This window comes from Microaerobacter geothermalis (genome assembly GCF_021608135.1).
GTDB classification, from domain to species: Bacteria; Bacillota; Bacilli; order DSM-22679; family DSM-22679; genus Microaerobacter; species Microaerobacter geothermalis.
In genome coordinates, this window is sequence record NZ_JAKIHL010000001.1 from 201,568 (window position 1) to 226,716 (window position 25,149).

General features: G+C 42.4%; 22 protein-coding genes and 2 riboswitches. Of the genes, 10 read left to right on the forward strand and 12 right to left on the reverse strand.

The features are described 5' to 3' along the window. Nucleotides 1–35: 35 nt before the first annotated feature. The 4 genes from L1765_RS01055 to L1765_RS01070 are packed head-to-tail and all read right to left on the reverse strand — an operon-like array spanning nt 36 to nt 5,360. Nucleotides 36–1,661, reverse strand: coding sequence for a glycoside hydrolase family 88 protein (locus L1765_RS01055; RefSeq protein ID WP_236403448.1), 1,626 nt, complete (start codon nt 1,659–1,661; stop codon nt 36–38). Beyond that, nucleotides 1,624–2,496, reverse strand: coding sequence for a hypothetical protein (locus L1765_RS01060; protein ID WP_236403451.1), 873 nt, complete (start codon nt 2,494–2,496; stop codon nt 1,624–1,626). The genes L1765_RS01055 and L1765_RS01060 overlap by 38 nt, the downstream gene beginning before the upstream one ends. Continuing rightward, nucleotides 2,486–4,132: a hypothetical protein gene (locus L1765_RS01065; protein WP_236403462.1), complete on the reverse strand. Its 1,647-nt coding sequence runs from the start codon at nt 4,130–4,132 to the stop codon at nt 2,486–2,488. The genes L1765_RS01060 and L1765_RS01065 overlap by 11 nt, the downstream gene beginning before the upstream one ends. Beyond that, nucleotides 4,125–5,360: an O-antigen ligase family protein gene (locus tag L1765_RS01070; protein WP_236403465.1), complete on the reverse strand. Its 1,236-nt coding sequence runs from the start codon at nt 5,358–5,360 to the stop codon at nt 4,125–4,127. The genes L1765_RS01065 and L1765_RS01070 overlap by 8 nt, the downstream gene beginning before the upstream one ends. A 350-nt stretch (nt 5,361–5,710) precedes the next feature. On the opposite strand from L1765_RS01070, the gene L1765_RS01075 reads away from it, so the two are divergent. Together L1765_RS01075 and murJ are read left to right on the forward strand one after the other, a co-directional pair. After that, nucleotides 5,711–6,847, forward strand: coding sequence for a glycosyltransferase (locus L1765_RS01075; protein WP_236403994.1), 1,137 nt, complete (start codon nt 5,711–5,713; stop codon nt 6,845–6,847). A gap of 2 nt (nt 6,848–6,849) precedes the next feature. After that, nucleotides 6,850–8,370, forward strand: a complete 1,521-nt coding sequence (gene murJ, locus L1765_RS01080; protein ID WP_236403468.1) for a murein biosynthesis integral membrane protein MurJ — start codon at nt 6,850–6,852, stop codon at nt 8,368–8,370. A 203-nt stretch (nt 8,371–8,573) separates the two neighbouring features. On the opposite strand, the gene L1765_RS01085 is transcribed toward murJ, so the two are convergent. The 4 genes from L1765_RS01085 to csaB form a co-directional block, all read right to left on the reverse strand. Continuing rightward, nucleotides 8,574–8,807: a hypothetical protein gene (locus L1765_RS01085; RefSeq protein ID WP_236403472.1), complete on the reverse strand. Its 234-nt coding sequence runs from the start codon at nt 8,805–8,807 to the stop codon at nt 8,574–8,576. A gap of 6 nt (nt 8,808–8,813) precedes the next feature. Continuing rightward, nucleotides 8,814–9,860 carry a cytochrome b N-terminal domain-containing protein gene (locus L1765_RS01090; protein WP_236403475.1) on the reverse strand — a complete coding sequence of 349 codons (1,047 nt, stop codon included), beginning with the start codon at nt 9,858–9,860 and terminating at the stop codon, nt 8,814–8,816. 42 nt (nt 9,861–9,902) lie between these two features. Further along, entirely contained in the window at nt 9,903–10,349 is a 447-nt protein-coding gene (locus L1765_RS01095) for a hypothetical protein (RefSeq protein WP_236403478.1), read from the reverse strand. A gap of 297 nt (nt 10,350–10,646) precedes the next feature. Beyond that, nucleotides 10,647–11,744, reverse strand: a complete 1,098-nt coding sequence (csaB, locus tag L1765_RS01100; protein ID WP_236403482.1) for a polysaccharide pyruvyl transferase CsaB — start codon at nt 11,742–11,744, stop codon at nt 10,647–10,649. 143 nt (nt 11,745–11,887) lie between these two features. On the opposite strand from csaB, the gene L1765_RS01105 reads away from it, so the two are divergent. The 8 genes from L1765_RS01105 to L1765_RS01140 all read left to right on the forward strand — a co-directional run bounded on the left by L1765_RS01105 (nt 11,888) and on the right by L1765_RS01140 (nt 22,040). Continuing rightward, nucleotides 11,888–12,853, forward strand: coding sequence for an LCP family protein (locus L1765_RS01105; protein WP_236403484.1), 966 nt, complete (start codon nt 11,888–11,890; stop codon nt 12,851–12,853). Nucleotides 12,854–13,218: 365 nt separating this feature from the next. Next, entirely contained in the window at nt 13,219–14,115 is an 897-nt protein-coding gene (locus tag L1765_RS01110) for a cation diffusion facilitator family transporter (protein ID WP_236403486.1), read from the forward strand. Between the two features lie 203 nt (nt 14,116–14,318). After that, a riboswitch (SAM riboswitch) is annotated at nt 14,319–14,432 on the forward strand. A gap of 163 nt (nt 14,433–14,595) precedes the next feature. Then, on the forward strand, nt 14,596–16,212 hold the full coding sequence (locus L1765_RS01115) for a sodium:solute symporter family protein (RefSeq protein ID WP_236403488.1): 1,617 nt from the start codon (nt 14,596–14,598) through the stop codon (nt 16,210–16,212). An 85-nt stretch (nt 16,213–16,297) separates the two neighbouring features. Beyond that, nucleotides 16,298–16,798: an OsmC family protein gene (locus tag L1765_RS01120; protein WP_236403491.1), complete on the forward strand. Its 501-nt coding sequence runs from the start codon at nt 16,298–16,300 to the stop codon at nt 16,796–16,798. An 86-nt stretch (nt 16,799–16,884) separates the two neighbouring features. Next, nucleotides 16,885–16,986: riboswitch (TPP riboswitch) on the forward strand. A gap of 107 nt (nt 16,987–17,093) precedes the next feature. Next, nucleotides 17,094–17,903: a bifunctional hydroxymethylpyrimidine kinase/phosphomethylpyrimidine kinase gene (thiD, locus tag L1765_RS01125; protein ID WP_236403494.1), complete on the forward strand. Its 810-nt coding sequence runs from the start codon at nt 17,094–17,096 to the stop codon at nt 17,901–17,903. A 31-nt stretch (nt 17,904–17,934) separates the two neighbouring features. Beyond that, on the forward strand, nt 17,935–18,567 hold the full coding sequence (thiE, locus tag L1765_RS01130) for a thiamine phosphate synthase (protein ID WP_236403997.1): 633 nt from the start codon (nt 17,935–17,937) through the stop codon (nt 18,565–18,567). A 118-nt stretch (nt 18,568–18,685) separates the two neighbouring features. Further along, nucleotides 18,686–20,167 carry a spore germination protein gene (locus tag L1765_RS01135; RefSeq protein ID WP_236403495.1) on the forward strand — a complete coding sequence of 494 codons (1,482 nt, stop codon included), beginning with the start codon at nt 18,686–18,688 and terminating at the stop codon, nt 20,165–20,167. 181 nt (nt 20,168–20,348) lie between these two features. Further along, nucleotides 20,349–22,040, forward strand: a complete 1,692-nt coding sequence (locus L1765_RS01140; protein ID WP_236403501.1) for a long-chain-fatty-acid--CoA ligase — start codon at nt 20,349–20,351, stop codon at nt 22,038–22,040. 10 nt (nt 22,041–22,050) lie between these two features. On the opposite strand, the gene L1765_RS01145 is transcribed toward L1765_RS01140, so the two are convergent. The 4 genes from L1765_RS01145 to L1765_RS01160 form a co-directional block, all read right to left on the reverse strand. Further along, nucleotides 22,051–22,536, reverse strand: a complete 486-nt coding sequence (locus L1765_RS01145) for a hypothetical protein (protein WP_236403502.1) — start codon at nt 22,534–22,536, stop codon at nt 22,051–22,053. Nucleotides 22,537–22,547: 11 nt separating this feature from the next. Continuing rightward, nucleotides 22,548–23,003, reverse strand: a complete 456-nt coding sequence (locus L1765_RS01150; RefSeq protein ID WP_236403503.1) for a c-type cytochrome — start codon at nt 23,001–23,003, stop codon at nt 22,548–22,550. A 105-nt stretch (nt 23,004–23,108) separates the two neighbouring features. Then, on the reverse strand, nt 23,109–23,615 hold the full coding sequence (locus tag L1765_RS01155; protein WP_236403504.1) for a cbb3-type cytochrome c oxidase subunit II: 507 nt from the start codon (nt 23,613–23,615) through the stop codon (nt 23,109–23,111). 11 nt (nt 23,616–23,626) lie between these two features. Further along, on the reverse strand, nt 23,627–25,015 hold the full coding sequence (locus L1765_RS01160) for a cbb3-type cytochrome c oxidase subunit I (RefSeq protein ID WP_236403505.1): 1,389 nt from the start codon (nt 25,013–25,015) through the stop codon (nt 23,627–23,629). Nucleotides 25,016–25,149: the final 134 nt, after the last annotated feature.

The following is a 25,149-nucleotide window of genomic DNA, read 5'->3' on the forward strand; positions in this document are numbered from 1 at the left end:
GCTCGGATGTTTTTGAGGGCTTCTATCTATTCTATCTAATATAGCGGCAAATTGTTCTTTCTTAAATACTCCTCTTTCACCTGTATCAGATATTGAAAATCGGGATCCGGCACACCGTACAATTCAGTGATCAGCTCCTGGCTGTAGCGCAAATCTTTCAGTGTCAGAAGGGGATAATCCTTTAATCCGTACGTTCCATCGGGAAGATAGGCATACCAGAGATCCCCGTCCTCTTCCTTTTTCCAGTCCTTTGCCGTGTCTTTTACTCCCTGTTTCATCTTTTCGGCAATATTGAAGTAGGTTGTATTCTTCATGGTTTTATACATTTCATATAAAAAATTCATTTCGGTAATATGGTGGTTCAAAGAAACATGGGTTTGAATCGGTTTCTTTTGTTCTTCTTCAGACTCGTTGCCGTTGCTGTAATCATATACCAGAATCCCTCCATTTTTCGTCCTGTACTGATGGGTTTGAGCAAATTTCACCAGGAAGTCTGCATACTTTACCGCCGCTGTTAACCAGGTTTCATCTCCCAATTTCCGGTAGCCTCTCAGCAAAAATAATCCGGCATCCGTATTAAAGCGGGTATCATAAAACCCGGCATTGATCCCATAATCGTTATACAGCCAGTTGGATCGGGGCGTAGTTGGCCAGAAACCTTGTTCATTTTGAGTTTCTGCTGCTGTATAAAGGGAAAGGACCGCAAAATTTTCGAAAAAGATAGCTCCCTCTGTTCTTAGGAATACTTCTCCCACGTGGTGGGCCGGGTTCATCCAAAAGCCCCTCGGGTCGGTGGGTTCGTAGGAATCCGGAGTAACATAAAACATTCCTTCCCTGGACCACTTTCTAACCCGGTTCAAGTCAGCAATCTTTAGTACTTTGTGTGCGTTTTCATTTCTCCAATCCACCAGCTGGCGGGTGCTGAACATTCCCCAGTTCTCAGTGAAGTTGCCCTTTACCACAGGCAGGGGCAGGAGAAGCTGCACCTTTCCCTTTTCTTGCCTAAACTGGGCTGAGAGACTTTTTTCAAACCTCTCTTTTCTTACCCCATTGGCTAGCGGAAGAAATACATCAATTGGACTGGAAAACAAAAAATAATCCTCACCATCCAAAAAAAACGCTCCCTTTGGTAGAGATTCCCCGGAATCAATGGACATTTTTTCTTTCCATACCGAGGTTTGATTGGATAATGCTCCGGGATAATCAAGGGTATGAAGGGTTGGTTTGCCTATACCGGGAAATGTAATTCTTAACGGAATCACCCTATCAAGATTCTCCTCGGCCGTAAATCGGATAAAGTAATAGAGATCCTGATTGGAAAACCGCAGTTGTTGAACAAAGAGTTCTCCGATTACCTTTCTCCCTTCCAACACGGAGTAGGTCAAATCCTTCCCTGACAGGTATTGTTCATTTCGTTCATCTTCCGCTGTCAATTGGATAGTAAGGCTGGGGTCATACAGGGTTAATGAAAAAAAAGAAGGTTGCTCATTGGTTGAAGAAGGCTGCTTAGATATCGGCTCTTGGAAAAAGGAGAAGGTGGCTTTATCCACCACCCTGACATTCATATTTAGACTATACATGAAAATGCCGAAAAGGATGGCCAATAGGAGGAGCCATTTCCCTTTATGGAGAATTTTCATCACTCTTCGACTCCATTTCATCCGGTTTAAATGCGTATTTCTCAATATCTTCAGGAGAAGCCATTTTGATGCCTGAATCGTTAAACCTATATAGCCGGAAAAAGATTTCTTGATCCATATAACCTGCTCCGGGAATCGGCAGGTTAATCCGGGTTTGATATTGAACAATTCTGTAAGTTTCCTTACTAATCCAAAAGGTTGTCGTTACCGTTGTCCGATCCAAGGTGTCTCTCAGATCTTCCGTATCTTCAATTGGAAAATAGGTGTGATCTTCCAGAAATTGAACCGCCAAATCATACAGCTGTTTTCCCTTTAACTCCAGTCTCACCACCCTGGTTTTTTCCCCAAGGACTTCAGCATCGGGAAGCTGAACGGCTTGATCGATGTAATATTCCCAGAAGGAAAAGCCTTTAAAGGGGTCCATCGGCAGGTAAGGCTCCTCGGCAGGATACCAGGTATTTCCCAGTTTGAGATATACCTTGTCATCCCAGCGGTAATACCGAAAAGGCTGGCCTGCCATTCGTGCGTTTACCAGGTATCCGTTGGGGCGAATTACCACCCCATCGTACATGCTGGTGGTCCGTCTCTTTTGGATATTATTGGCTACATAACCGGTATACCAGAACTTTACCGTTTCCTTGGATTCCATAGCTGCAATGGCCTTCCCAAGGAGTTCTTTCCCGTTGGCCATTGGCTGTCCGGGGATTTTCTCCACAGCGTCATCAAAGGTTTTGGGTCCTGATTCATAGGAGCATCCGCTGAAGAAAATCATTCCCACAAGAACGAGGAGAAGGGGGATCCATATATTCTGTCTATTCCACTGATTGGATGGATATTGCTTCACATTATAACCCATGGCGGCGAAACCTCCTATATCCGGCAATGATGGCCAGAAACACCGTAGTTGCCAACAAGATCAATTCAACCGGGATATTGTGTTTCGACAGGACATAGATCCGGTGGGTACGATACATGGAGGCAACCAATTCCTTCTTTCCATCTCCATCTACATCAGCGCCCCGTACATTTATAAACGAGAGGAAGGTTCTCCATTCTCTTTTTAACACATCTTTTTCCATAGTATATCCTGTTAGATACCGAAGTGGATGCTGGCGGACTTCACTCTTGCCAAGGGCGACAATTTCCTTCTGGTTCTCTCCGCCTACGGTTGTAAAATCCTCAAAACGGAAGCTTTCGTCAGTAGCAGCCCACAGGATTTCCCATGTTCCACTCTTCGTTGGCTTCAAAATTCTCGATTGTTCGGAAGAAACCAGAATTTCATCTGAACCGTCCCGGTTGACATCCCCAATGATAAACTGGCTGGTGGACAAATTTTTGATCTGTTCATTGGTTAATTGATGGGTCACCCTTGGTGTTCCGTTTTCAATTCCTACCAACTCCAGGGAATTACCCAATAGAAGGAGGGATTCCTGATCAGAAGACATCTTTACGGGTCCTAAAATCGTTGTGGCCTCTGTCTTGATCCGGAACGGATCCCCATTATAGATTCCCCTTAATTCATCTCCAACAATGGATACCTCAGAAAAAGCTGAATCAGGCCATCCATTTTGAGCATCGAATGCACCATTTGATTGAACAAGTATTTGAGATATGGCATTGGCATCCAAAAGCATTGCCCGAAATGGAGACGTTCCAATCTGCATCATTCCTTCAACCAGGGGCTGACGCTGAATCTGCGGAGTAATTATTCCTGTTGATGTCATGGTGTAATAAGGAAAGCCGATATAATCCTTGATCATCTCCGCCATGATTATCTGGGCCTGTTCCTTTTCAACGGGAATTCTCTCCATTTTCCCATCGCCCAGGGTAAAGGCATAAAGGAAAAGCTCTTCAGGCTTTAACAGGAATGGATAGCGGGAACGGATTCGCTCCTCCTCCAGTTTTTCTTTTACCTTTTCTTCGCTTAAGGTTCCGCTGTTCTCTTCCTTCCATTTGGCAAGGGTCTCATCCCTGTTTCCTAGCGTAATCAGCTCATCCTTTCCATCGTTGTTGATATCCCGGATGAGAAGAGGAAAATAATCAAACATTTCCCCAAGATACAAGGGAGGACTCTTCCATTGAATCCAGAAATGATTCAGTGCTTTTGCTTCATCTCTGGGAATCAGAAGATGAAGCAAAAGGGCCGTGCCGATCATTGCGAAAACCACGTGTTTTGCCAATTTTCCATAGAAAAAGGCAATGAAACCAATGACCAACGTGATTACGATCAGGCTAAACAGGTATGGAAAGAAAGAATAATAGCTGGTCTCATAATACGCTTTATCCAACAGCAAAAAGGCAATGCCAAAGATGAGCATTTTTCTCCTTTCGCCAGTGGGGGTTAACCATAAAAGGATAAAAGAAACCAAAAGAAAAGCAACAAGTCCGTATAAGGAAAAATCAAGCAAAGCAGGGATCACTAATAGTTGATAACTAAAATAAAGATAGACGGCAAATAACATCCAGCATATGGAGGAAAGGATTTTATTCATAATCGGGTTCCCCCTTTTTCAGAAATGGAAAAGAGAGAATGATTCCTGTCATAAACCAGAAATAGCTGCTCATATAGGGAACTTCAAAGATATTCTCCACCATGTTGTGAATCAATACAGCTACCATCCCGGTAAATGCTCCGGCCAAAAGCCAAAAATAAGGAGGATCATTTGTTTTTCTCCAGGCATAGTAAGATTCCTTTAATATCTTAAAAATTAACCAGAAAAAAAGTATAACGCCGATTAGCCCCGTCTCGGCCAAGGTTTTGAACAGATAGCTGTCCACATAAATCGTCCCAAAGTTGCGCTGGCCAACCGCCCCTCCATAGTGGCCCAATCCTTTGCCAAAAAGGGGTTCATAACGAATTTGATCGTAAGCGCCTAGCCAGCGGGCAATCCGGCCATCGCTGCTGCTCTTTTGAATATATTCATCAGTAAATAGATAAGTAATCCGTTCGGTGACCGTAGGAACAAACACCGCTACCAGAATTGCTGCAATCACTCCAATGATCAAAAGGCGTCTTTCCACCAACACCCCCAATAAGGAAAGGGCACCGGCAAAGGCAATCCATGCTCCCCTTGAGAATGTAAACATTAAGGCACCGATCATCACCAGAGCACCCAGCAGCCAAAATAGACGCCATTTCTTATCTTTTTCAAAGAAGAAAAGGCCGATGGATAAAGGAGCTAAAAAAGCCATATGGCTTCCCAAAATGTTGGGGCTTCCAATAATAGAAAATGCTCGGGTGCGGATGGATTCTCCAGAGCTGATCCAACTCTGGGGAGTTTCCACTCCTAGGATCACTTGCAATAATCCGTAGGCTCCGACAAGGATCCCGACAATGGTTAGCACGCGAAGGTAGGGAAGGATCTCATCCCTTTTCTTGAAAAGGAAAAATCCGACAAAGAAGAACAGGATATACTGAAAAATGGCACGAAATCCTTCAAAGCTGACGGAGAAATATGGCATGTCCATCACTAAAAGGGCAACGGCATATACAGTAAAGGCGGTTAAGGGGGCTTTTATCGAAGACATGGTTTGCTCCCTGCCTTCTATAAGGGCCCCTGCGGTGAACATTAAAAGAACAACAAGCAGCCCATCATCCCAAAGGGAAGAGATGACAGGGATTCCTAAAATATTTCTCAGAAAAAAGTCTACGACAGGATAACTAAGAAAGATATAAAGCCAAATCGAATAATTTTTAAAAGAGTTTATGATTTTGTTCATCATATGAATCCCCAATTCTATGTTCTTTAATCCGATGTATGGAACTAAAGAATTTACACGTCCGTGTGTCGAGTTCGATCAAGAAGTAGTTAAAGTCCGCTCCGAGACTAAAGAACGGAGCCCTCAAAAACATCTGGGTATTTCGATGATGGAGTCAGTTTGAGGGCTAATTCCCGTTCTATAGTCCCTTCACTAAGTACGAACTCGAGGCTGTCCTTTGTAAATTCAATAGTTCCATTCATTTCAATCGTTATGATTTTATCCCACCCCGATTATAAGATAAATTGCACGGAAAAGGAAATTTGCGATACAATGGAGACAATGCGGAGTAGAAAATGGATGTGAAGAATATGTTAACACCACTTAAAGTCATCCATATCATCGGCGGAGGGGAATTTGGAGGAGCTGAACAGCACATCATCCATCTGTTGTCTCGCTTCAATCCTCAAAAGGTTCAGGTGGAAGTTCTCTGTTTTTATGACTCTACTTTCGCTGAAAAGTTGCGCCGAAACGGGATAAAGGTCCATGTCATGGATCAATATGGCCGTTTTGATTTTCGGCTGTTAAAGGGGATTACTCAATTTCTGGATCACGAAAAACCGGATATCGTACATACCCACGGGGTTAAGGCTAATTTTTTTGGAAGGTTGGCTTGCCGCCGCCTTAACATTTCCCCGGTGGTAACCACCATACATAGTTTGCTGAAATATGATTATGCCCATCCATTGGCTCGTTTTTTTGCTTCTAAGATGGAACTGTGGACGAGGAAGTGGACCACCCATTTCATTGCGATATCGAAGGCCATCGAAGAGGATTTGTACGAAACGGGGGTATCATCCGATAAAATTTCAGTCATCTATCACGGGATTGATATTTCCTATTTTTCTCATGTGAAAGATCCCCAATTGATTAGAAGATTGGCTGATCTCCCCTCCGATGCTACGGTCGTGGGGGCTGTGGGAAGACTGGTTCCAATCAAAGGCTTTGATGTCCTTCTTAAAGCGGCTTCTTTATTAAAAAAAGAAGGATTCCCTCATATGTTTGTACTGGTGGGGTCAGGTCCTGAAGAAAAAAATTTAAGGAAGTTAGCCAGTGAATTAGAGATTACCGATAGGGTTCGTTTTTTAGGATTTCAACAAGATATTCCATCGGTCTTGGCTGGGATTGATATATTTGTAAGTCCTTCCAGAACAGAAGGGCTTGGTTTGGCCGTTTTGGAAGCCATGGCTGCAGGTAAACCCGTAGTGGCGACTGGTGTTGGAGGAGTAAAGGAATTAATCAGAGACAAAGAAAATGGAGTTCTCATCCCGGTTGATGATGAGGTAGCGCTATTTCGGGCCCTAGAGGGTTTATTTATTCATCCCAAAATCTACTTTCAATTAAGCATCAAGGCAAAACAGGAAGTAGAAAAGAGATTCTCCGTTGAGGGTATGGTTGAACAGACCTACCAGCTGTACGTTCAGTTGGCAGGGCAAAAGGAGAAGTAAGCATGGCACACACGCTGTTAAAATCGGCAATGATGATTGTAGCTGTTACCATGATTGGTCGGCTACTTGGCTTTGTCAGAAACATTTTTATAACAAAGGAATTTGGGGCTTCCGTAGAAACGGACGCCTATTTTATCGCGTTGGCCATTCCGATGACTTTTTTTCTTGTGGTTCCCGGAGCCATTAGTGCGGTGTTCATCCCCAGAATGAAGGGGTTCATGGGTAAGGGGCAACGCTCTGAACAACAATCACTGTTTCGGGCGATGTGGACCATGGTATTTGTCATATTTTTATTGATCGCGCTTCTTTTTTATTGGCAGGGGGAGCGGGTGATTTCTCTGTTGGCTCCTGGTTTTTCTGACCAGGCATTGGAACTTGCGATTCAGTTATTTAATTGGATGGTGCCTTCCCTTTGGTTTATCGGTATTATTGGTTTGTTTTCCAGCGTATTGAATGCCCACCATCATTTTTTTATACCCACCTTTGGGACAGTGGTTAACAGTCTGATCGTCATTGCCTCAATTATCTGGTTGACTCCGTATTTAGGAATAGAGGGTCTTGCCCTGGGAACAATGTTGGGGTTTGCCGGGTATGCATTGCTTTTGGTTGCGCCTGTTTTGAAACGATCCTATTCTCTTTCTGTAGATCCCCATTTTTATCGACACCCGGAAATAAAGGGAATGGGAGAACGGTTTGTCCCGATTCTAATCGGTGCGGGAATTACTCAGCTTACCGTTTTTATTGATCGGTTTCTTGCTTCCCAAATGGAAGCCGGAAGGATATCTGCCCTAAATTATGGGTTTACGGTGATGCAGCTTCCAATGGCTGTTTTTGTGGGGGCTTTTACTGTTCCCCTGTTTCCCCTTCTTTCTGAATATGTAAAACAGGGGGAGTGGAGGAGACTGCAAACCACTGTGGAAAAAGGAATCGGTTTGTTATGGCTGGTGTTGATTCCAACCACGGGTGGTTTGTTGGTTCTGGGGAATGAACTGATTCAGCTTCTTTTTCAACGGGGGGAATTTTCTGCTGAGGATACCGTCCTTACGAATGGAGCTCTTCTTTTTTACAGTATCGGGATGTTTGGCCTGGCTGGAAGGGATCTGCTGACCCGAGTTTATTATGCCCTGGAGGATACCAAAACTCCTGTGATGATCGGGATAATCAATATATTTTTATATATTGGGGGCAGCCTACTCTTCATCCCCTATTTTGAGCATGGGGGCATTGCCCTGGGAGCTTCCCTTGCGGCCATCTTCAGCATGATTTTTTTATGGGTGATACTGATAAAAAGGCAGAAATGGAAAATTCACAAATCCCTAGGCTTCCTTTTTATCCGGGGGGGCGTGGCTGCAGCTGGAATGGGAGGAGTTTTAGTTTATTTGAAATCTATTTGGTATCCATCGGTTCTTATTCTTGTTCCCAGTTATATTGTCATTGGAGCCGTATTGTATGTGTTATTTCTTTGGATCCTTAAAGAACCCATGTTATTCGAAATGCTTGGGAGGATTTTCAGGAGAAAATAAGAAAACAGGTCTAATTCAACTCACAAGATAAAAATAAAGAAGCCTCCAATTCTATATAGATGGATTAAAGATTTATTCGTCCGCTAGTCGAGTTCGTCAAGGATGTAATTCAGGTCCGCTTCAAGTCTAAAGAACGGAGCCCTCAAAAACATCTGAGTATATCAAAGGATGGAGTTAGTTTGAGGGCTGTGTTCCGTTTTTAACTAGCCAGTGATCACCTGCTGCTTTTTCATTTCATATTTTCTCTTTTCCACCTGATAAATAATCCGGACTAAAAGTAAACCAGAAATCACAAATAGAACGAAGAATAAGATGTCGTGCCAACCATACTTTAGGAATGGATGGGTTTTTAATATCGCTGAGATTTTTCCCAACATAAAAGTGGCAAACAAGAGGAGGGTATAGAAAATGAATAAACCCTTTCCTTTCTTTTTCATCTCAAATCACATCCCTATATGGGGTACCGGAGCTGAGAAATATCCAGCAATAATGGCAACGACCAGAACAGAAGTTAAAATCATCCCTATGGATAACACCAATTTTCTTTCGCTCAAATGAGGGGAAATTTTTCTGTCAATGAACGGGACCAAAAGCAGGGAAACCCCGATAATGACTGAAGACCAAACAAGTCCAGGTAAACCGAAGAAATTTTCTACCGTGTAAATCCATAGGAACCAACCTGGCGGTTTGGTGACTTCCAATCCCTCAACCGGTGAAAAACCTAAACCTGGGGGAAGGAGGACAGAAACGGCGATTAATAAACCCAGAATCACAAAGGCATACCCCGTTAGCTTTTTGGCATGTCCACCAAAAGTTTGTTTTTTGTTGGAAGCCAGTCTTTCGTGTTCCTTTGGAAGGGGGGATATCTTTAATTTATTGATCAAGTAGAGATGTCCTCCAATAAATACCAATAAGAGGGCAGGTAAAATGGCTACATGAAGCCCATAAATTCTCAGGAGCACTGGGATTCCTGGAGCAAATTCATCAGTAAACCAAAGGGCAAGAACCCCGATGAAATCTTTTAAAGCAGCTGCATGAAGCAATGCTTCATAAGCTTCCTGGTCCCATTTAATGATGGTTCCGGAGAAATACAACCCAAACATGATTCCAAACAGTATCACTCCGATGTACCAGTTGCCTTCCCTAGGTTTTTTAAAGGAACCAGAGATAAATACCCTGAGAAGATGCAGAGCCATGGATAAGATCACAAACTGTGCCGCCCAATAGTGGATACTTCTTATCAGATTATTAAATGAAGATTGATTAATCATCTGGTTTACACTTGCTGTAGCCTGATCAGGCAGGGGTGCATAAAATTGGGTCATCCACACCCCGCTGATAAAAAGATAAACAATTCCGATTAAGGTAATGCCGCCCAATGAATACCAGATGGTATTGGCATGGGAGGGAACCTCATAATTCATGTCCAGAAAACGGAGACGTTCATTTAATTTGATAACCCAGTTGCGTTGGGTGAATGGTTGTGCCATATTTACACCTCTCTTTAATGACTTCGTATAGAAAAACATCATTTACTCATTTTTACGCCTTAAGATGAATCCGCCAAGTAAAATACTAATTCCGGCAGCAGCAAGAAAACTGTATTCCTGAGATGTTCCCTTAAACTTTTTTTCAACGGGTTCAACAAAGGAATTTCTGTCAGAAGGATTTATTAGAGCCTCATACAGAATTTTTTTTGCCTCCTCATTATTTTCCTCCTGCAGTAGCGTCAAAGCTTTTTTCAGGGCATCAAGATTTACTCCCTCTTGTTCATCATCTTCCAGTGCATCTTTTACCTTTTCCATGGCATACATGGCCCTGTCTGTCTCACTGTATTGTTCACTTAATAAAAAGGCGATGGCCTGTTTTGTGAGTAATACAGCATCCATATCTGCTTCTTCACCTCCGCCGTCGGCAAACACGGGAGAGAATGAAGCTATTGTCAGAAATAGTGCGGTTAGAATGAGAAAGTAACGCAATATATAGACCTCCTTTATCTATGTTCTCCCAAAGTAATCAGTAATATTTTCCATGGAAGTATTACTATTTTAGGATAGTTATATTTAATCAAAAAATTGTCATATTTTTATTCGTAATTTGTGACATGATTGTTACGGTATGATTAAAAGGGTTAAGAAAAGGTGGTTTTTTAAAATGATGCTTACCATATAATTAAAATAATACTTAACACACAATGATATGAATACAAAAAACCTCCTTTCAGGATGACCTGAAGGAGGTAGTGTGGTCGTTGTTTTTATTTTATTCATCTGTTCTTAATTATCGGGCAAACAGCTTAATGCTAAAACTGAACTTTTTTCCGCCTCTTCCACGAGTCCTTTCATCTTTATCTGAACCAATTGTTTAAAAGCGGCAACGTCTTTCTGTATGTAGTGCATTGATTTCATTAAATCCTCGTAGGTAAGGGATTCGATATGCCCAGCCGTTTTCAATCCCAAGCGCTGGACAAAACGATCGATTTTCGGATCATAAGAAATGCTGATAAATGGAGTATTCATGACCGCAGACAAGATCACCGCATGCAATCTTAAACCAAGAACCATATCCACATTTCCAATCATGCTCATAATCTCTTTGAAGTTCAGTTTCTCTTCAATGATTACGGATGGATGTTTCATAAAACTGGCGATTTTTTTTGATGGCTCTACATCGGAAGGATATTGCATGGGAATAAACACAATTTTCCAGCCTTTTTCGCCCATGTTATCGGCGAAACGGGCCACTTCTTTCTTGTACTTCTGCTGGTTCTTCCAATCACGGACTGAGATAGCTAATATTTGATCGGCTGCATCAATTTGATGCTGCTCTAATATTGATTTTCCAATGGAGAGATCTATCTCGTTCGGATTAATGGTTACCGCAGGGTCTGCGGTAACGTAAATCGGCACCTGATTTACCCCAAAAGAGCGAAAATCCTCTCCGGATTGGGCATCTCTGACGGTGATGACATCGATACGATTGACCACTTGCTTGATCAACCATTTGCTAAGGGGATGGGAAATTGGCCCCACTCCTTGGCCATAAAAAGCAACCGATTTTCTAAAAAGTTTAGCGAGCAAAATGATTCCAAGGTAATAAATGACACTGCGAGGACTGGTGGCATCCTGAAGGAGGCTACCTCCCCCCATGACTAACAATTGGCATTCTTTTATTTGTTTTATGATTTCACTTACTTTCCATCGGTTATAGGATTTGATGCCAAACAGAGATGCAGTTTCATCAGGCTTATTTGATAGCACGGTAATTTCTGCATCAGGATGCTGTTTTTTTAGGGATGAAATGATTCCAAAAAGAACCGTGTCATCTCCAGTATTATCAAATCCGTAATAACCGGATATTAGAATTTTTGCCATGTTAAGGTACCTTCTTTCCATACACAGTGCACACTTTAGTATAACAATTTCCTCAAACGAATGGAAATCCCTTTTTTTATTAGGGTATAATGAGAAAGACTGACATTTGAAAAATACTTCGTTTTTTGTATGTAGGTGATCTAGTGAAAAAGTTTTTTTTATATATGGTAACTATTCTTATTCTTTCTTCCTTTTTTTTGGTGGGTTATGGGGCGTATCAATATAACACGCTGAACAATAGGTGGTATCAACCGTTAAATCCGCCTTCAGTTGAAGACCATGGGACAACCGGAACCGACCATTCATCCGAACCTCAACCCGTCACTGAGAGGGAACCGATGGAACCGTTTACGATTTTAATGATGGGGGTGGATTCGAGGGGGGAGAAGAATTCTAGGTCAGACACCATCATGCTGGCTGCGGTTAATCCGGAAAAACAGAAGGTGCTTCTTTTTTCGTTGCCAAGGGATACCTATGTCAACATTCCGGGCTACGGGTATGAGAAACTAAATCATTCAATGTTTTTTGGAGGCCCGGGACTGGTAAAACAAACCGTTGAAAAATTTCTCGATATAAAGATCGATCATTATGTCACAGTAGATTTTGAGGGGTTTCGTCTGGTCATTGATGAATTGGGAGGAATAGAAATCGACGTGGAAAAACGGATGAAATATATAGATCCAACCGATGGGACCAATATCGACTTGCAGCCGGGGGAACAGATTTTGGACGGAAAAAATGCCTTGGACTATGCAAGATACAGATTGAGCAGCATCGGAGGTAATGACAGTGATTTTCAGCGGATGGAAAGACAGCAAAAAGTAATCAAAGCCATGATTGACAAAGGGACCCAGTTTACTTCGCTTTTCAAGGTTTTTTCCATTATGGATATTATGGGGGATCATGTACGGACGGATTTGACACAAAAACAGATTTCCACCTTAATTACTAGATTTGCCGACTTTTCTTCCGATAAAATTGAAACCACTGACGTTCGCGGAGTTAGCCAGAGAATGCCATATACCGAAAACTTATCGTTATGGTTTTATGTGGTGGACGATGGGGAAAAGGCACGTTTAAAAGAAATGATAGAGAAAGTTCTGAATTAATCGGGGGTGCTAGTACTCCTCGAAATTAAAAAAATGAAAAAACCGGAAGGAGAAAGTTCATGGATGATCCCATTTTTATAGCTTATAGAAACTTGTTTATTTTAGTCCTGCTTCCACTGGGAGCAATCCTAGGTTTGTTCTGGTTTATGGTAAGAAAGAAGAAATAACACGTGCAATTTATACGGACAAATCTGAAAATAAGGCGTTTCCTGTATTGGTATTTTGTACCATAATTTTTGCTCGAAGTTAATTTTTTTTCTATATCACATTTTTGATTCGTTTATGAAAAAACGTTTCTCTGGACTAACTTACACTTTGTTACTTATCATGGATATGGGGGGAGTTTATTTATTTGGGAGGAGATTATGGGGGAACAAGGGTTAAGGTTAAAGCAGGGACAAAAGGGTGCATGGATTAGTATAATCGCCTATATTATTTTATCGATCATTAAAGTTTCCATAGGAATTTGGGCTGCGTCAGAAGCATTGGTAGCTGACGGATTAAATAATACAACGGACATTATCAGTTCTATCGCCATTTTAGTAGGTTTAAGAATTGCCATCCGGCCGGCCGATCGGGATCATCGTTACGGGCATTATAAGGCAGAAACGGTGGCTGCTATCATTGCAGCAAGCATTATGGCCCTTGTTGGATTAGATGTGATCTGGGGAGCATTCCGTTCCCTTTGGGATGAGGGTAAAATCGCCCCCCACCCCCTGGCGGGATGGGTAGCCATCGCATCATCAATCGTCATGTATTTTGTTTACCGTTATAACAAACAATTGGCCCGTAAGGTGAAAAGCCAGGCGATCATGGCTGCGGCTTATGATAACCGTTCCGACGCCCTGGTCAGTTTGGGTGCAGCGGTTGGTATTTTTAGTTCAACTTTTGGTTGGTTCTGGTTGGATTCGCTTACCGCTTTAATCGTTGGGATTTTAATTGTCCATACCGCTTGGAGCATTGGATATCATGCATCTTTCTCCTTGACCGATGGATTTGATGAGGCCCGATTAAAGAGAATTAAAGACAAAATTAAATCCATTGAAGGGGTCAGAACGGTGGTTGATGTGAAAGGACGATATCATGGCAGTAGCGTGTATGTGGATGCAACCATTGAAGTGGACCATGAATTAACCGTAATGGAAAGTCATGAACTGACGGAAAATATTGAAGATGCATTAATCGGCTTTGATGATATCGAGTATGTCCATGTTCATGTAGAACCTTATTTATTGCCGAACGGAAAAACAGAAATGGGCTGATACATGGGTGAAAATCCCATGTTCGTCTTAAATAATACCATTTCATCCACGGTCCAGATCAACTCCCCGGCATGGGGAGTTTTTGCTTGTAACAGATATGTAATATTTTGCAAAAAACAAAACTGTAAAAAAGGATTGACATAGACAAGTACACTCTATTAGAATCATATCTAAATTTACCACAATTTCATAATCTTTATTGCTTCTTATCCAGAGAGGTGGAGGGACTGGCCCGATGAAACCCGGCAACCTTCAAGCGTTACAACGTTTGAGATGGTGCCAATTCCTGCAGAAATGCAATTTCTGAGAGATAAGGGGAGGTGTCGGTTATTTGATTGCTTAACCCCCTTCTCGAAGGGGGTTTTCATTTTGAACAAAAATATCTTAATTTTCGATTAGGTTACTCGTAACTGAAGACTAAAGACAATAACGAGAAATTGATTATTCATTTAGATTGATGAGAAGAGGAGTGAAAGTCAGATGACGAGTGTTGGTTATTGGTTTATTGGAATTGCACTAGCTTATACGGTTCTGTTAATTGCAGCGGGTCGTATTGCTAAAACGAGAGCGGTTGATGGGAATGGCTTCTTTGTTGGAGGGAGAAATTTCAGTACCCTTTTTGTAGCGGTATGCATCACCGGCCTTTTTTCCGGATCTTCTTATATAGCGATTCTGGAACTGGCGTATCTTAAAGGGGTTTCTGCCATATGGTATGGGGTAGCCGAGACAATTCAGGTCTTAATTATCGCTTTGGTTCTTGTTGCTCCTTTTCGAAAAAGAGCATTGGTCACCATTTCCGGTCTGCTTGGGGATCACTTTGGTGATAAAGTCAGGGGATTAGCCGGTCTTATTACTGGTTTAACGTTTCCCATGTGGTCTGTGGCAACAGCCCTAGCCTTTGCTTCAGCACTAAGTGTATTTACCGGGATTTCCATTGTTTGGTCAGTGGCCTTAACGGCATTGCTTCTCCTTCTATATCTTCAATTTGGAGGAATGTGGTCCATTGGTTTTACCCAGCTAAGCAATGTTATCGTATTTTTTATCATGCTGGCAATTGGCGTATATGCCTTTTTCATCAACCCTGGCATCAACGGTTTAAAAGAATTATTTCAGCAAAGGCCGGAGCTTTTTGAACCTGCAACTGTGGGGATACAAACCATCGTAGCCTGGTTTGGTACCTTTATTTTAAATGTAATATTGGCTCAGGCCGCTTTTCAAATGGCCCTTTCCTGCAAAACAGAAAGAGAAGGGCAGAGAGGACTAGTCATAGCTGCGATTATTGGAGTACCCCTTATCATAGGCGCAGTATTGTTCGGATTAGCGGCTGCCTATGTGGTGCCCGGAGAAACGAAGGGACTTGTTGCTGTTCCCCTTTATCTCATGGAAACCTTGCCTGCACCTCTCGTTGCATTGTTTTTCCTTGGATTCTGGGCCGCGGCATTAAGTTGGGGAGCCCCCTGCCAGTTTTCTGGTGCAACCAGCCTTGGAAGGGATGTGGGAAAGGCGATTCGTCCTAAGGCGACAGAAACGGATTTGATTCGTTATACCAAATGGTCCTTGCTTCTTCTTACCTTACTAATGATTGTTTTCGCCGTATTAAGGCCTGAGCAGTCAGCATGGTGGAATATCCTTGCATGGGTTGCTAGAAATTCTGCTACCTTTGCTCCTGTGATTGCGGCATTATTTTGGCCAATCGTGACCAGACGGGCCGTTTTGGCATCCTTGTTTATGGGCTCATTTGCAGGACTATTATGGTATCACTTGGGAGGATGGGAAGTTTCTAGTTTCTATTTGAACACTCATCCGGTATGGATAGGGATGATTGCCAATATTTTGACTCTGAGCCTTGTCACGTTAATAGAGACGGCGGGAGTAACGAGCTGGCAATGGAAGGGACCCTTTAAAAAAGCCGGGTATTTTGGACTTATTCTTTCAGGAAGTCTTGGGATCTATCTGGGGAATTCTTATGAAGTTCTTTATTCTTCCGGTCTCCTTGGTATGGTTCTTTTCTTTATCGTCGTGGGTATTTTTATCAGCCTGATCAGTTTTGTCAAACAAAAAGAGGTTGTGGCTGGGGTGTCGGTGCATCAGGCTTAAGATTGTTTGATGGATAATTGCTTCAAGAAACAGGTCAGTCTATGGATGGAATAAGAGAATTTGCTATGGGAAAGGAATGGGCAGAATGACACAAACTTCAGTGAATAAAGACTTAAGAAAAATAGAGGTCCAATCCGATTGGAAGGGAAAATTTCAAACAGAACATCAGGTGAGGGACTTTTCCTTTCTGGTAGATGAGCCGGAAAAAATAGGAGGAGATAACCAGGCGCCTACTCCTTTGGAATATGTGATGGGTGCTTTTAACGGCTGCATCTTTGTCGTGATTGAAATGGTGGCAAAGGAGATTGGGTTTCGATTTGATGATGTAAAAATATCCAGCACTGCCTGGGTGGACCGCCGCGGACTTTATGGGGTGGAAAATGTATCTCCTTACTACAAGGAAGTGTATAATTCTATTGTTTTTTACACGTCTGAATCACCGGAGCGACTTGAACAACTGAAGAAAACCGTAAAAAAAAGGTGTCCACTGTATAATTTGATCAAAGATACCGGAATTCCGGTAAATTTGGACTGGAAAATCGAACGTTTTTCTATTGACGATAGTTCATGCTCTAGTCTAAAGTAGACTTAGTGCCACTTATTTTTCACTTCAAGAAGTAAGAGTTTTAGTGGTGGTTAGCCATCGGACATCATTCAACTGAATATTTTTGTTCAGACCACTAGGGGAGCTCTGACAGAGCTGAGAGGAGACTGCTTCGACCCTTGGAACCTGATCTGGATCACACCAGCGTAGGGAAGTGGAAGTGCAGATGAATATTGTCAAGACTCTTATTGATCATCATTCAAGATGATATGCCATCCCACTTTCGGGATGGTTTTTTAATTTTTAAGAAATCAGTTCAGAAAGGAGGATTCAAGAAATGGCGACGGTTTATAAAGCCTTGACGATTGCCGGGTCAGATAGCGGAGGAGGAGCAGGAATCCAGGCCGATCTTAAAACATTCCAGGAGTTGGGGGTATATGGAATGACTGCGATTACCGCAGTGACGGCCCAAAACACCCTGGGTGTGCAAGGGATATATCCCCTTCCGGTTGAAGGGATTATCCAACAAATTGAATCTGTCGGATCAGATTTAGGGGCTGATGCTGTAAAAACCGGGATGCTGTTTAACAGAGAAATCATTCAGGGAGTAGCCGAACAAGTAAAAAAATTCCGATGGAAAAACCTTGTGGTTGACCCAGTGATGATTGCCAAGGGAGGGGCCTCCCTTCTTCAGGAAGAGGCTGTAGAAGCTCTAAGAAGGGATCTGATTCCTTTGGCGAAGATCGTCACTCCAAATATTCCGGAGGCAGAAGTTCTGACGGGAATGTCCATTCGTACGATGGACGACAGGAAAGAAGTGGCAAAAAAAATTGTTTTATGGGGTGCTAAATCGGTAGTGATTAAGGGCGGCCATGAAGAAGGAGAAAAGGTACTAGACTTGATCTATGATGGAACCCAATTTACACAACTGGAATATCAGAGAGTGGATACAAGGCATACCCATGGTACCGGATGCACCTTTTCTGCTGCGATTACCGCTCAATTAGCTAAAGGAGAAAACATAAATAATGCCGTGAAAAAGGCAAAAGAATTTATCCATGCGGCAATCGAAGATGGGCTTGGCATTGGAGGAGGACATGGACCTACCAACCATTGGGCTTACCGCAAAAAAAGAGACGAATATTAAAATCAATCGTCAAAAGTATGGACATTGGGAGATGGAAAAGATGAAAGATTTACTAAAAGTATACCTCGTGATGGGAAGTGTCAATTGTATCAATTCTCCTGAGAAGGTTCTGTTGGAAGCTATTGAGGGTGGGATTACGCTTTTTCAATATAGGGAAAAGGGAAGTGGTGCCCTGGAAGGAATAGAAAAATATCGTTTGGGTAAAAGACTGCAGCAGATCTGCAAAAAAGCAGGGATTCCTTTTATCGTCAATGATGATGTGGAGTTGGCCTTATTACTTGATGCGGATGGGGTTCATATTGGACAGGATGATGGGTCTGTAGAGAAAGTTCGGATGAAGATTGGCAGCAAAATATTAGGGGTCTCTGCTCACAATTTAGAAGAGGCAAAAGAAGCCGTTAGCTATGGCGCAGACTATCTGGGAGTAGGCCCTATGTACACGACCAAAACAAAAGAAGATGCAAAAGAGGTACAGGGCCCTCAAGGGATTCGTTTCTTAAGGGAGAACGGAATAGACATTCCTATCGTTGGAATCGGCGGGATTACCGCGGACAATGCTAAAGAAGTGATCCAGGCAGGGGCGGATGGGATAGCGGTTATATCTGCGATTACACAAAATTCTTCACCTAGAAAAGGGGTAGAACAATTAAGAGAGCGTGTTTAATTATTGTCGTTTCAATCAATCGCCAGCTTCGTTTGAGTTGGTTTTTTTCTTCCTGGATTTGTCAATAATGAATGGGTATGAAGGCTTATAAATTTTCATTTTATTGGAGGTACCGTTCATGGCGAATCCAGATTCAAGAAAGGATCAATTGCAACAAAAAGTTAGCAAGAAAATCAAAGATAATGTCAGATACATGAATGATGCCTTAGGTGTGGAAAAAAGCTTTGATGTCATCTATCGAGAGCTCCACTACGCGGGAAAGGAATTTGCCCTTTATTTTGTAGACGGTTTTGCCAAGGATTACATCATGAATCAACTGATGATGTATTTAGGAAGATTGAATCACGGCGATTTGGCACCTGATTCGTTGAAGAAGCTGCTTACGACCCATATTGGATATCTGGAAGTAGAGTCAACTGATAATATTGAAAAAATAATCACGGCTATTTTATCCGGTCCCCTTGCCTTATTTATTGATGGGCAAGGGGAAGCCATTCTGATTGATGCCAGAGAATATCCTGCCCGTAGTCCGGAAGAGCCGGATATTGAGCGGGTTGTTAGAGGGGCAAGGGATGGGTTTACCGAGACACTGATTTTTAATACCGCCCTTACCCGGCGGCGGATAAGGGACCCTTCCTTGAGAATGGAATATATCCAGGTTGGAACACGTTCAAAGACAGATCTTTGTATTGCTTATTTAGAAGATGTGGCAGATCCCGATCTGGTCCGTTCCATCAGAGATGAACTGATAACCATGGAAATAGACGGATTGCCAATGGCGGAAAAAACCGTTGAAGAATATATCTTTAAAAATCATTGGAACCCCTATCCTATGGTACGGTATACGGAAAGGCCGGATGTGGCAGCGATCCATCTCCTGGAAGGACATGTTCTTGTCTATACGGATACGTCCCCGAGTGTAATGATTACCCCAACCACCCTGTTTCACCATGTTCAGCATGCCGAGGAATACCGGCAGAAGCCTGTGGTGGGTGCCTATCTGCGCTGGGTACGGTTTGCCGCCATGCTGATATCTGTGTTTCTTCTTCCCCTCTGGTTTTTGGCGGTATTAGATCCTTCCATCCTTCCGGATTGGTTAGACTACATTGGTCCGAAGAAAGAAGGAAATGTTCCGCTATTTTGGCAGTTTTTGTTTGCGGAATTTGGAGTAGATATTTTAAGAATGGCAGCTATCCATACTCCCAGTCCATTGGCAACGGCTTTGGGACTGGTGGCAGCCATCGTTATCGGACAAATGGCGGTGGATGTGGGTTTGTTCACCAAAGAAGTAATTCTCTATTTGGCTGTTGCTGCTATTGGAAACTTTGCTACCCCATCTTATGAATTAAGTCTGGCCAATCGATTGGTGCGAATCGTCCTGCTGGTTTTTGTTTACTTATGGAAACTTCCAGGTTTGCTAATTGGTACTGGACTGTGGTTTTTACTTCTTACTTTTACAAAATCATTAAATACCCCCTATCTGTGGCCGTTGATTCCCTTTAATGGAAAAGCGTTAATGGATATTTTAATAAGAGCCCCGGTTCCGGCAAAAAGTTCAAGACCCAGCATGTTATCTCCTGAGGATCCAACAAGAAGATAGGAAAAGAGACAATCTCCTTTACATAATCATGTGTAAGGGGGATTTTTTTAATTCAATATTTTTTGTACAATCTATTTAAAAAACAATAAATATTCAGTATAATACAAGTTAAAGAATGAATACTCATTCATTTTTTGTTCCACGGGGATATTCATGATAATAGATGAAAGGAGGAATGATGATGTATCACGAAAAACCCTGGCTTAAGTTTTACCCTCCCCAAGTTCCGGCTTCCATTGACTATCCGGAGGTGCCCATTACTCATTTTTTAAAGGATGCAGCAGTAAAGCTTCCAGAACAAGTAGCCATACACTTTATGGGGAAAGAAATCACGTACAGGCAGTTGTTAAATTTCGCTTACCGGTTTGCTCGTTATCTTCAAACTCTTGGGGTACAAAAAGGAGATCGGGTTGCCATTATGCTCCCAAATTGCCCTCAAGGTGTGATCAGTTATTATGGATCCTTGCTGCTTGGAGCGGTAGTCGTCCAAACCAATCCTCTGTATATGGAGAGAGAGCTGCTTCATCAATTGACCGATTCTGGGGCTAAGGTTATTGTTTCATTAGACTTGGTCTATCCGAAAGTAGAGAAGGTAAGAGATAAAGTACCTTTAGAGCACGTGATTGTCACCAGTATAAAGGATTTTTTGCCTTTTCCTAAAAACATTTTATATCCTTTGATACAGAAGAATATCCCTAAAATTTCTTTTGAGCCGCAAAAGGGGATTCATTCATTTGTATCCATTATGAAATCGGTTTCAAACGAAGCGATAGAGGCTGAAGTTGATTCAAATGATCTCGCTTTGCTCCAATACACCGGAGGTACAACAGGATTGCCGAAGGGAGTCATGCTGACCCATCGTAATTTAGTGGTCAACGTGGTCCAGGGAAGAGCCTGGATGTATAAATCCCAATATGGAAAAGAAACGATTTTGGGAGTCTTACCTTTCTTTCATGTGTATGGAATGAGTGTCGTCATGAATTTGGCTGTTTATCTTGCAAGCACCATGATCTTAGTTCCTAAATTTGATGCGGGAGAAATATTGAAGATAATTGAAACAAAAAAACCGACTCTCTTTCCTGGAGCCCCTACGATGTACATTGGAATCATTAATCATCCAGATATTAAGAAATATAATCTGTCTTCAATCGAGGCTTGTTTAAGTGGGTCTGCTCCTCTACCCATTGAGGTTCAGGAACGTTTTGAAGAACTAACCGGAGGAAGGCTTGTTGAAGGCTACGGGTTATCAGAGACATCCCCGGTTACCCACGCCAACCCCATATGGGATAGAAGAGTTAATGGAAGCATAGGGCTTCCTTGGCCGGATACGGAATGTAAAATCGTTGATCCAGGCAATGGAGAAGAAATTCCTGTTGGAGGAATTGGAGAATTAGCGATCCGTGGACCCCAGGTGATGAAAGGCTATTGGAACATGCCGGAGGAAACCAGTGCAGTGATGAGGGATGGTTGGTTTTTGACCGGCGATATGGCTTATATGGATAAGGATGGATATTTTTACATTGTAGACAGGAAGAAGGACATGATTATTGCCGGGGGATTTAATATTTACCCGCGTGAAGTAGAGGAGGTTCTTTTTGAACATCCTGCTGTGCAGGAAGCAACGGTGATTGGAATTCCTGATCCTTACCGGGGAGAAACGGTGAAGGCATTTATTGTATTGAAAAAGGGCCAGTCCGTTTCTGAAGAGGAACTAAACAATTTTTGCCGTTCCAAATTGGCTTCCTATAAAGCTCCTAGAATTTATGAATTTAGAGAAGAGCTCCCAAAAACCATGGTAGGCAAAGTTCTGCGCCGGGCACTATTGGAAGAGGAAAAAAAGAAAATAGAAATGAAGAACGATACCACTGGATAAAAAGTCAGGTTTATGGTTTTACCAGCTCATCATGGATATCGATCGCCCCATTATTCTTTAATATTTCCGCAATTTGATAATGAAGTGATTCATTAGGAACTTCAACGGTAATGACGATATTTCCCGATTGAAGATGTTCTTCAATTTTTTCGGCAGTGTATCGGTTGATTCCCAAATCGAGCAGGCCTCCCAGAATACCGCCGGTGGTTACCCCTGCCAATGCCGCATAAATTGGACCGGCGGCCATAATTGGTCCAATACCTGGAACAAGCAGTGTGCTCATACCAACAGTTAATCCTACTACTCCTCCAATGGCACTTCCCCAGGTTACTCCGTCCCCAATGGAATCTGCACTGGCATCTTCTGTTGGGGACTTTTCTTCTTCCGGTTTATGAATGAAGGAGATATCCTCTTGTTTCACCCAATGTTTCAATTGATGAAAAGCTTCTTCAGCCTGTTTTGGGTCTGGAAAAGTAGCGATGAGATGAGGTTTCATGGTATTCCTCCTTATAATCCTTTTAAGAATCCTTTTACTGCATTGATTTGCTCTGTGTTCAATCCTAAAGTGGGCAAAGCCGGCATGGCACCGCGGCCGTTGTCTAATACATCGTTTAACTGATCCTCGGTCAAACGGGTAGAAACTCCTTTAAGTCCTGGTCCTACTTTCATCTCTGCGGTTAAGTTGTGGCAGCCGAGACAGGTTTGTTTTACGATTTGCTCCCCGTTGATGGATTTAGGGTCCTGAGTGGCTTCCAACCGGTCATTTAACGGTTTTGCCGTAAGAGCATAAACCACCCCCCAAATGGCTAACGTCACGTACACGAACATCAAAAATTTAGGAACTTTGGCATTTCCCATTCGAATTCCTGACACTTCATCATAGTATTCTTTCTTTTCATTTTTTGGCTGAGTTAATACTTTCTTTTCGATTTCGTTCCCTATATTATGTTCCTTATCGGTCAAGATGCGACACCTCCATCTGAAGTTTATTTATGCCGTTTACCGCCCTTTATATACTTCTTATGACGCGAGAGTTCCTACCATATACACAGCTAAACGAAGTTTTCTTTATCTTCCCTGTGCCTGTGAAGCGGGCTTTAGACTCATGAGATAAGTGATCAAATCGTCCAGTTCCGCATCAGATAAGTAATCATACCTTGGCATGATAGATCCAGGCAACATTTCCCTTGGATTAAGCAAATGTCGCCTGTGCCATTCTTCATTCCAACGGGCTCCTACCCACATTAAATCGGAACCGGTTCTTACCGAACCCAGTAAGTGGGGTTTGTCATAATAATAGTCTTGAGGAACGGTTACCGGACCAAGGGCCGTATCTGCTTTTACCGGTCTTACATATTGAGTATGACAGGTATGGCACCCTTCCCTGATATAGATCTGCCTTCCCCTGTACTCAGCAGTGTTGAAATCATAGTTGCGGGCATCCGCATTTATATTTGGTTCCTGCATGGAAGCATCATAAAAGGGTAAGAGAACTGTACCAATTACTCCTATTAAGAAAAGAAGCAGGGAACCCAAGATAAAAGGAAACATGGATTGTTCATGATTGTTTGCCATCTATTTTCCCCCTATTTAATTAGTGCTGTTGGTTGTTGAGGGATTGGTTTTCCGTCCCTCACCGATCGAATGGCGTTATATACAAAGATAAATTGCCCGATAAACATCATTCCGCCTCCGATGGCCCGAATCATGCTAAAGGGCCTTAAGGCAAGGATGACTTCCACGAACTGCATTCCGTACTGCTTGCCTTCTGCCCAGGCAAAACCTTGCAATACTCCAGCCACCCACATGCTGAAGGCAAAGAGGAGAAATCCCACAGTAGAAAGCCAAAAATGCCAATTCATTAACGATGTACTATATATCTGTTTTCCCGTCATTTTCGGAAGGCTGTAATACATTAGGGCAAACACTACAAAAGAAAAGGCTCCAAACAAGGGCATATGGGCATGTCCAATGACCCAGTTGGTAAATTTCAGGATGGCACTGGGTCCCATAAGTGATTGAAAAGGGCCTTGCAAACATGTGATCAGATAAAAAATAGCTCCAACAATCATAAATTTAAGGGGAATACTGTCTGCCACCACATGCCATTTCCCCTTCATGGTTCCAAAAACATTAGCCAAAACTGTCCAAACCGGAATGATGAGAAGAACGGAAGGGATCACTCCTGCCTTCATCAGCCACAGTGGAATTGGCCCATTTTGCAAATGGTGCGGACCGTTCCAGACATAGAAAGTGGCGATGGTCCAAAAGCCGATTAAAGAGAGCTTGTGGCTGTATAATGGGTTTTTTGTCAGTTTTGGTAGTAAGAAATAAATGAAACCAACACCAACAGTGGTAAACCATAATCCAATCACATTATGGCCGTAAAACCAGGCCATATTGGCCTGAGGAACTCCTCCGATCCAGCGATAGGGAAGATTTCCCACAATGTATAACAGGGGGAGCCACAATAAGGAGCCCATAATATACCAAATACTTACATATAGTTTCTTTTCATTACGGTTGACGATCGTTCGAAAAGAAATAAAGATAACCAGGGCAACAAGAATTACGACATAGACATCCATGAAAAGGGGCAGCTCTGCGTATTCAATAGAAGTGGTATATCCCAACAGCAGGACAACGACAGCAAGAACCATAAAAATATTCCATAGTACCCCAGTTGCAACGGCTAATCGAGGATTACTTAAAGGAGTCCTCGTTAACGAAGGGAGAACATAAAAAATTCCTCCAACATAAGCCATTGATAACCAACCGAACAACACTCCATTTGTATGAATGGGCCTGATTCTTCCATAAGATAGGAATTTCCCCAAGGGACCCCAAACTAGAAAATCTGGAGCAATGTATTTTATGGCGACAATAAGACCAACTAACATCCCGATTAAAAGCCAAATAAAAGAAGAGTAATAAAAATATTTCACTGCGCGAATTGTTCCTGTATCAGCAGCCATGACAAATAACTCCTTTCTGGCTCACACACAAATCTTACCGACTCACTTGGCATACGATACTTCTTTATATATTTTCCAACGGTGGTAAAAATATTCTAATGCAAGGAAAAGAGGGAATAACATGAATAAAAAAA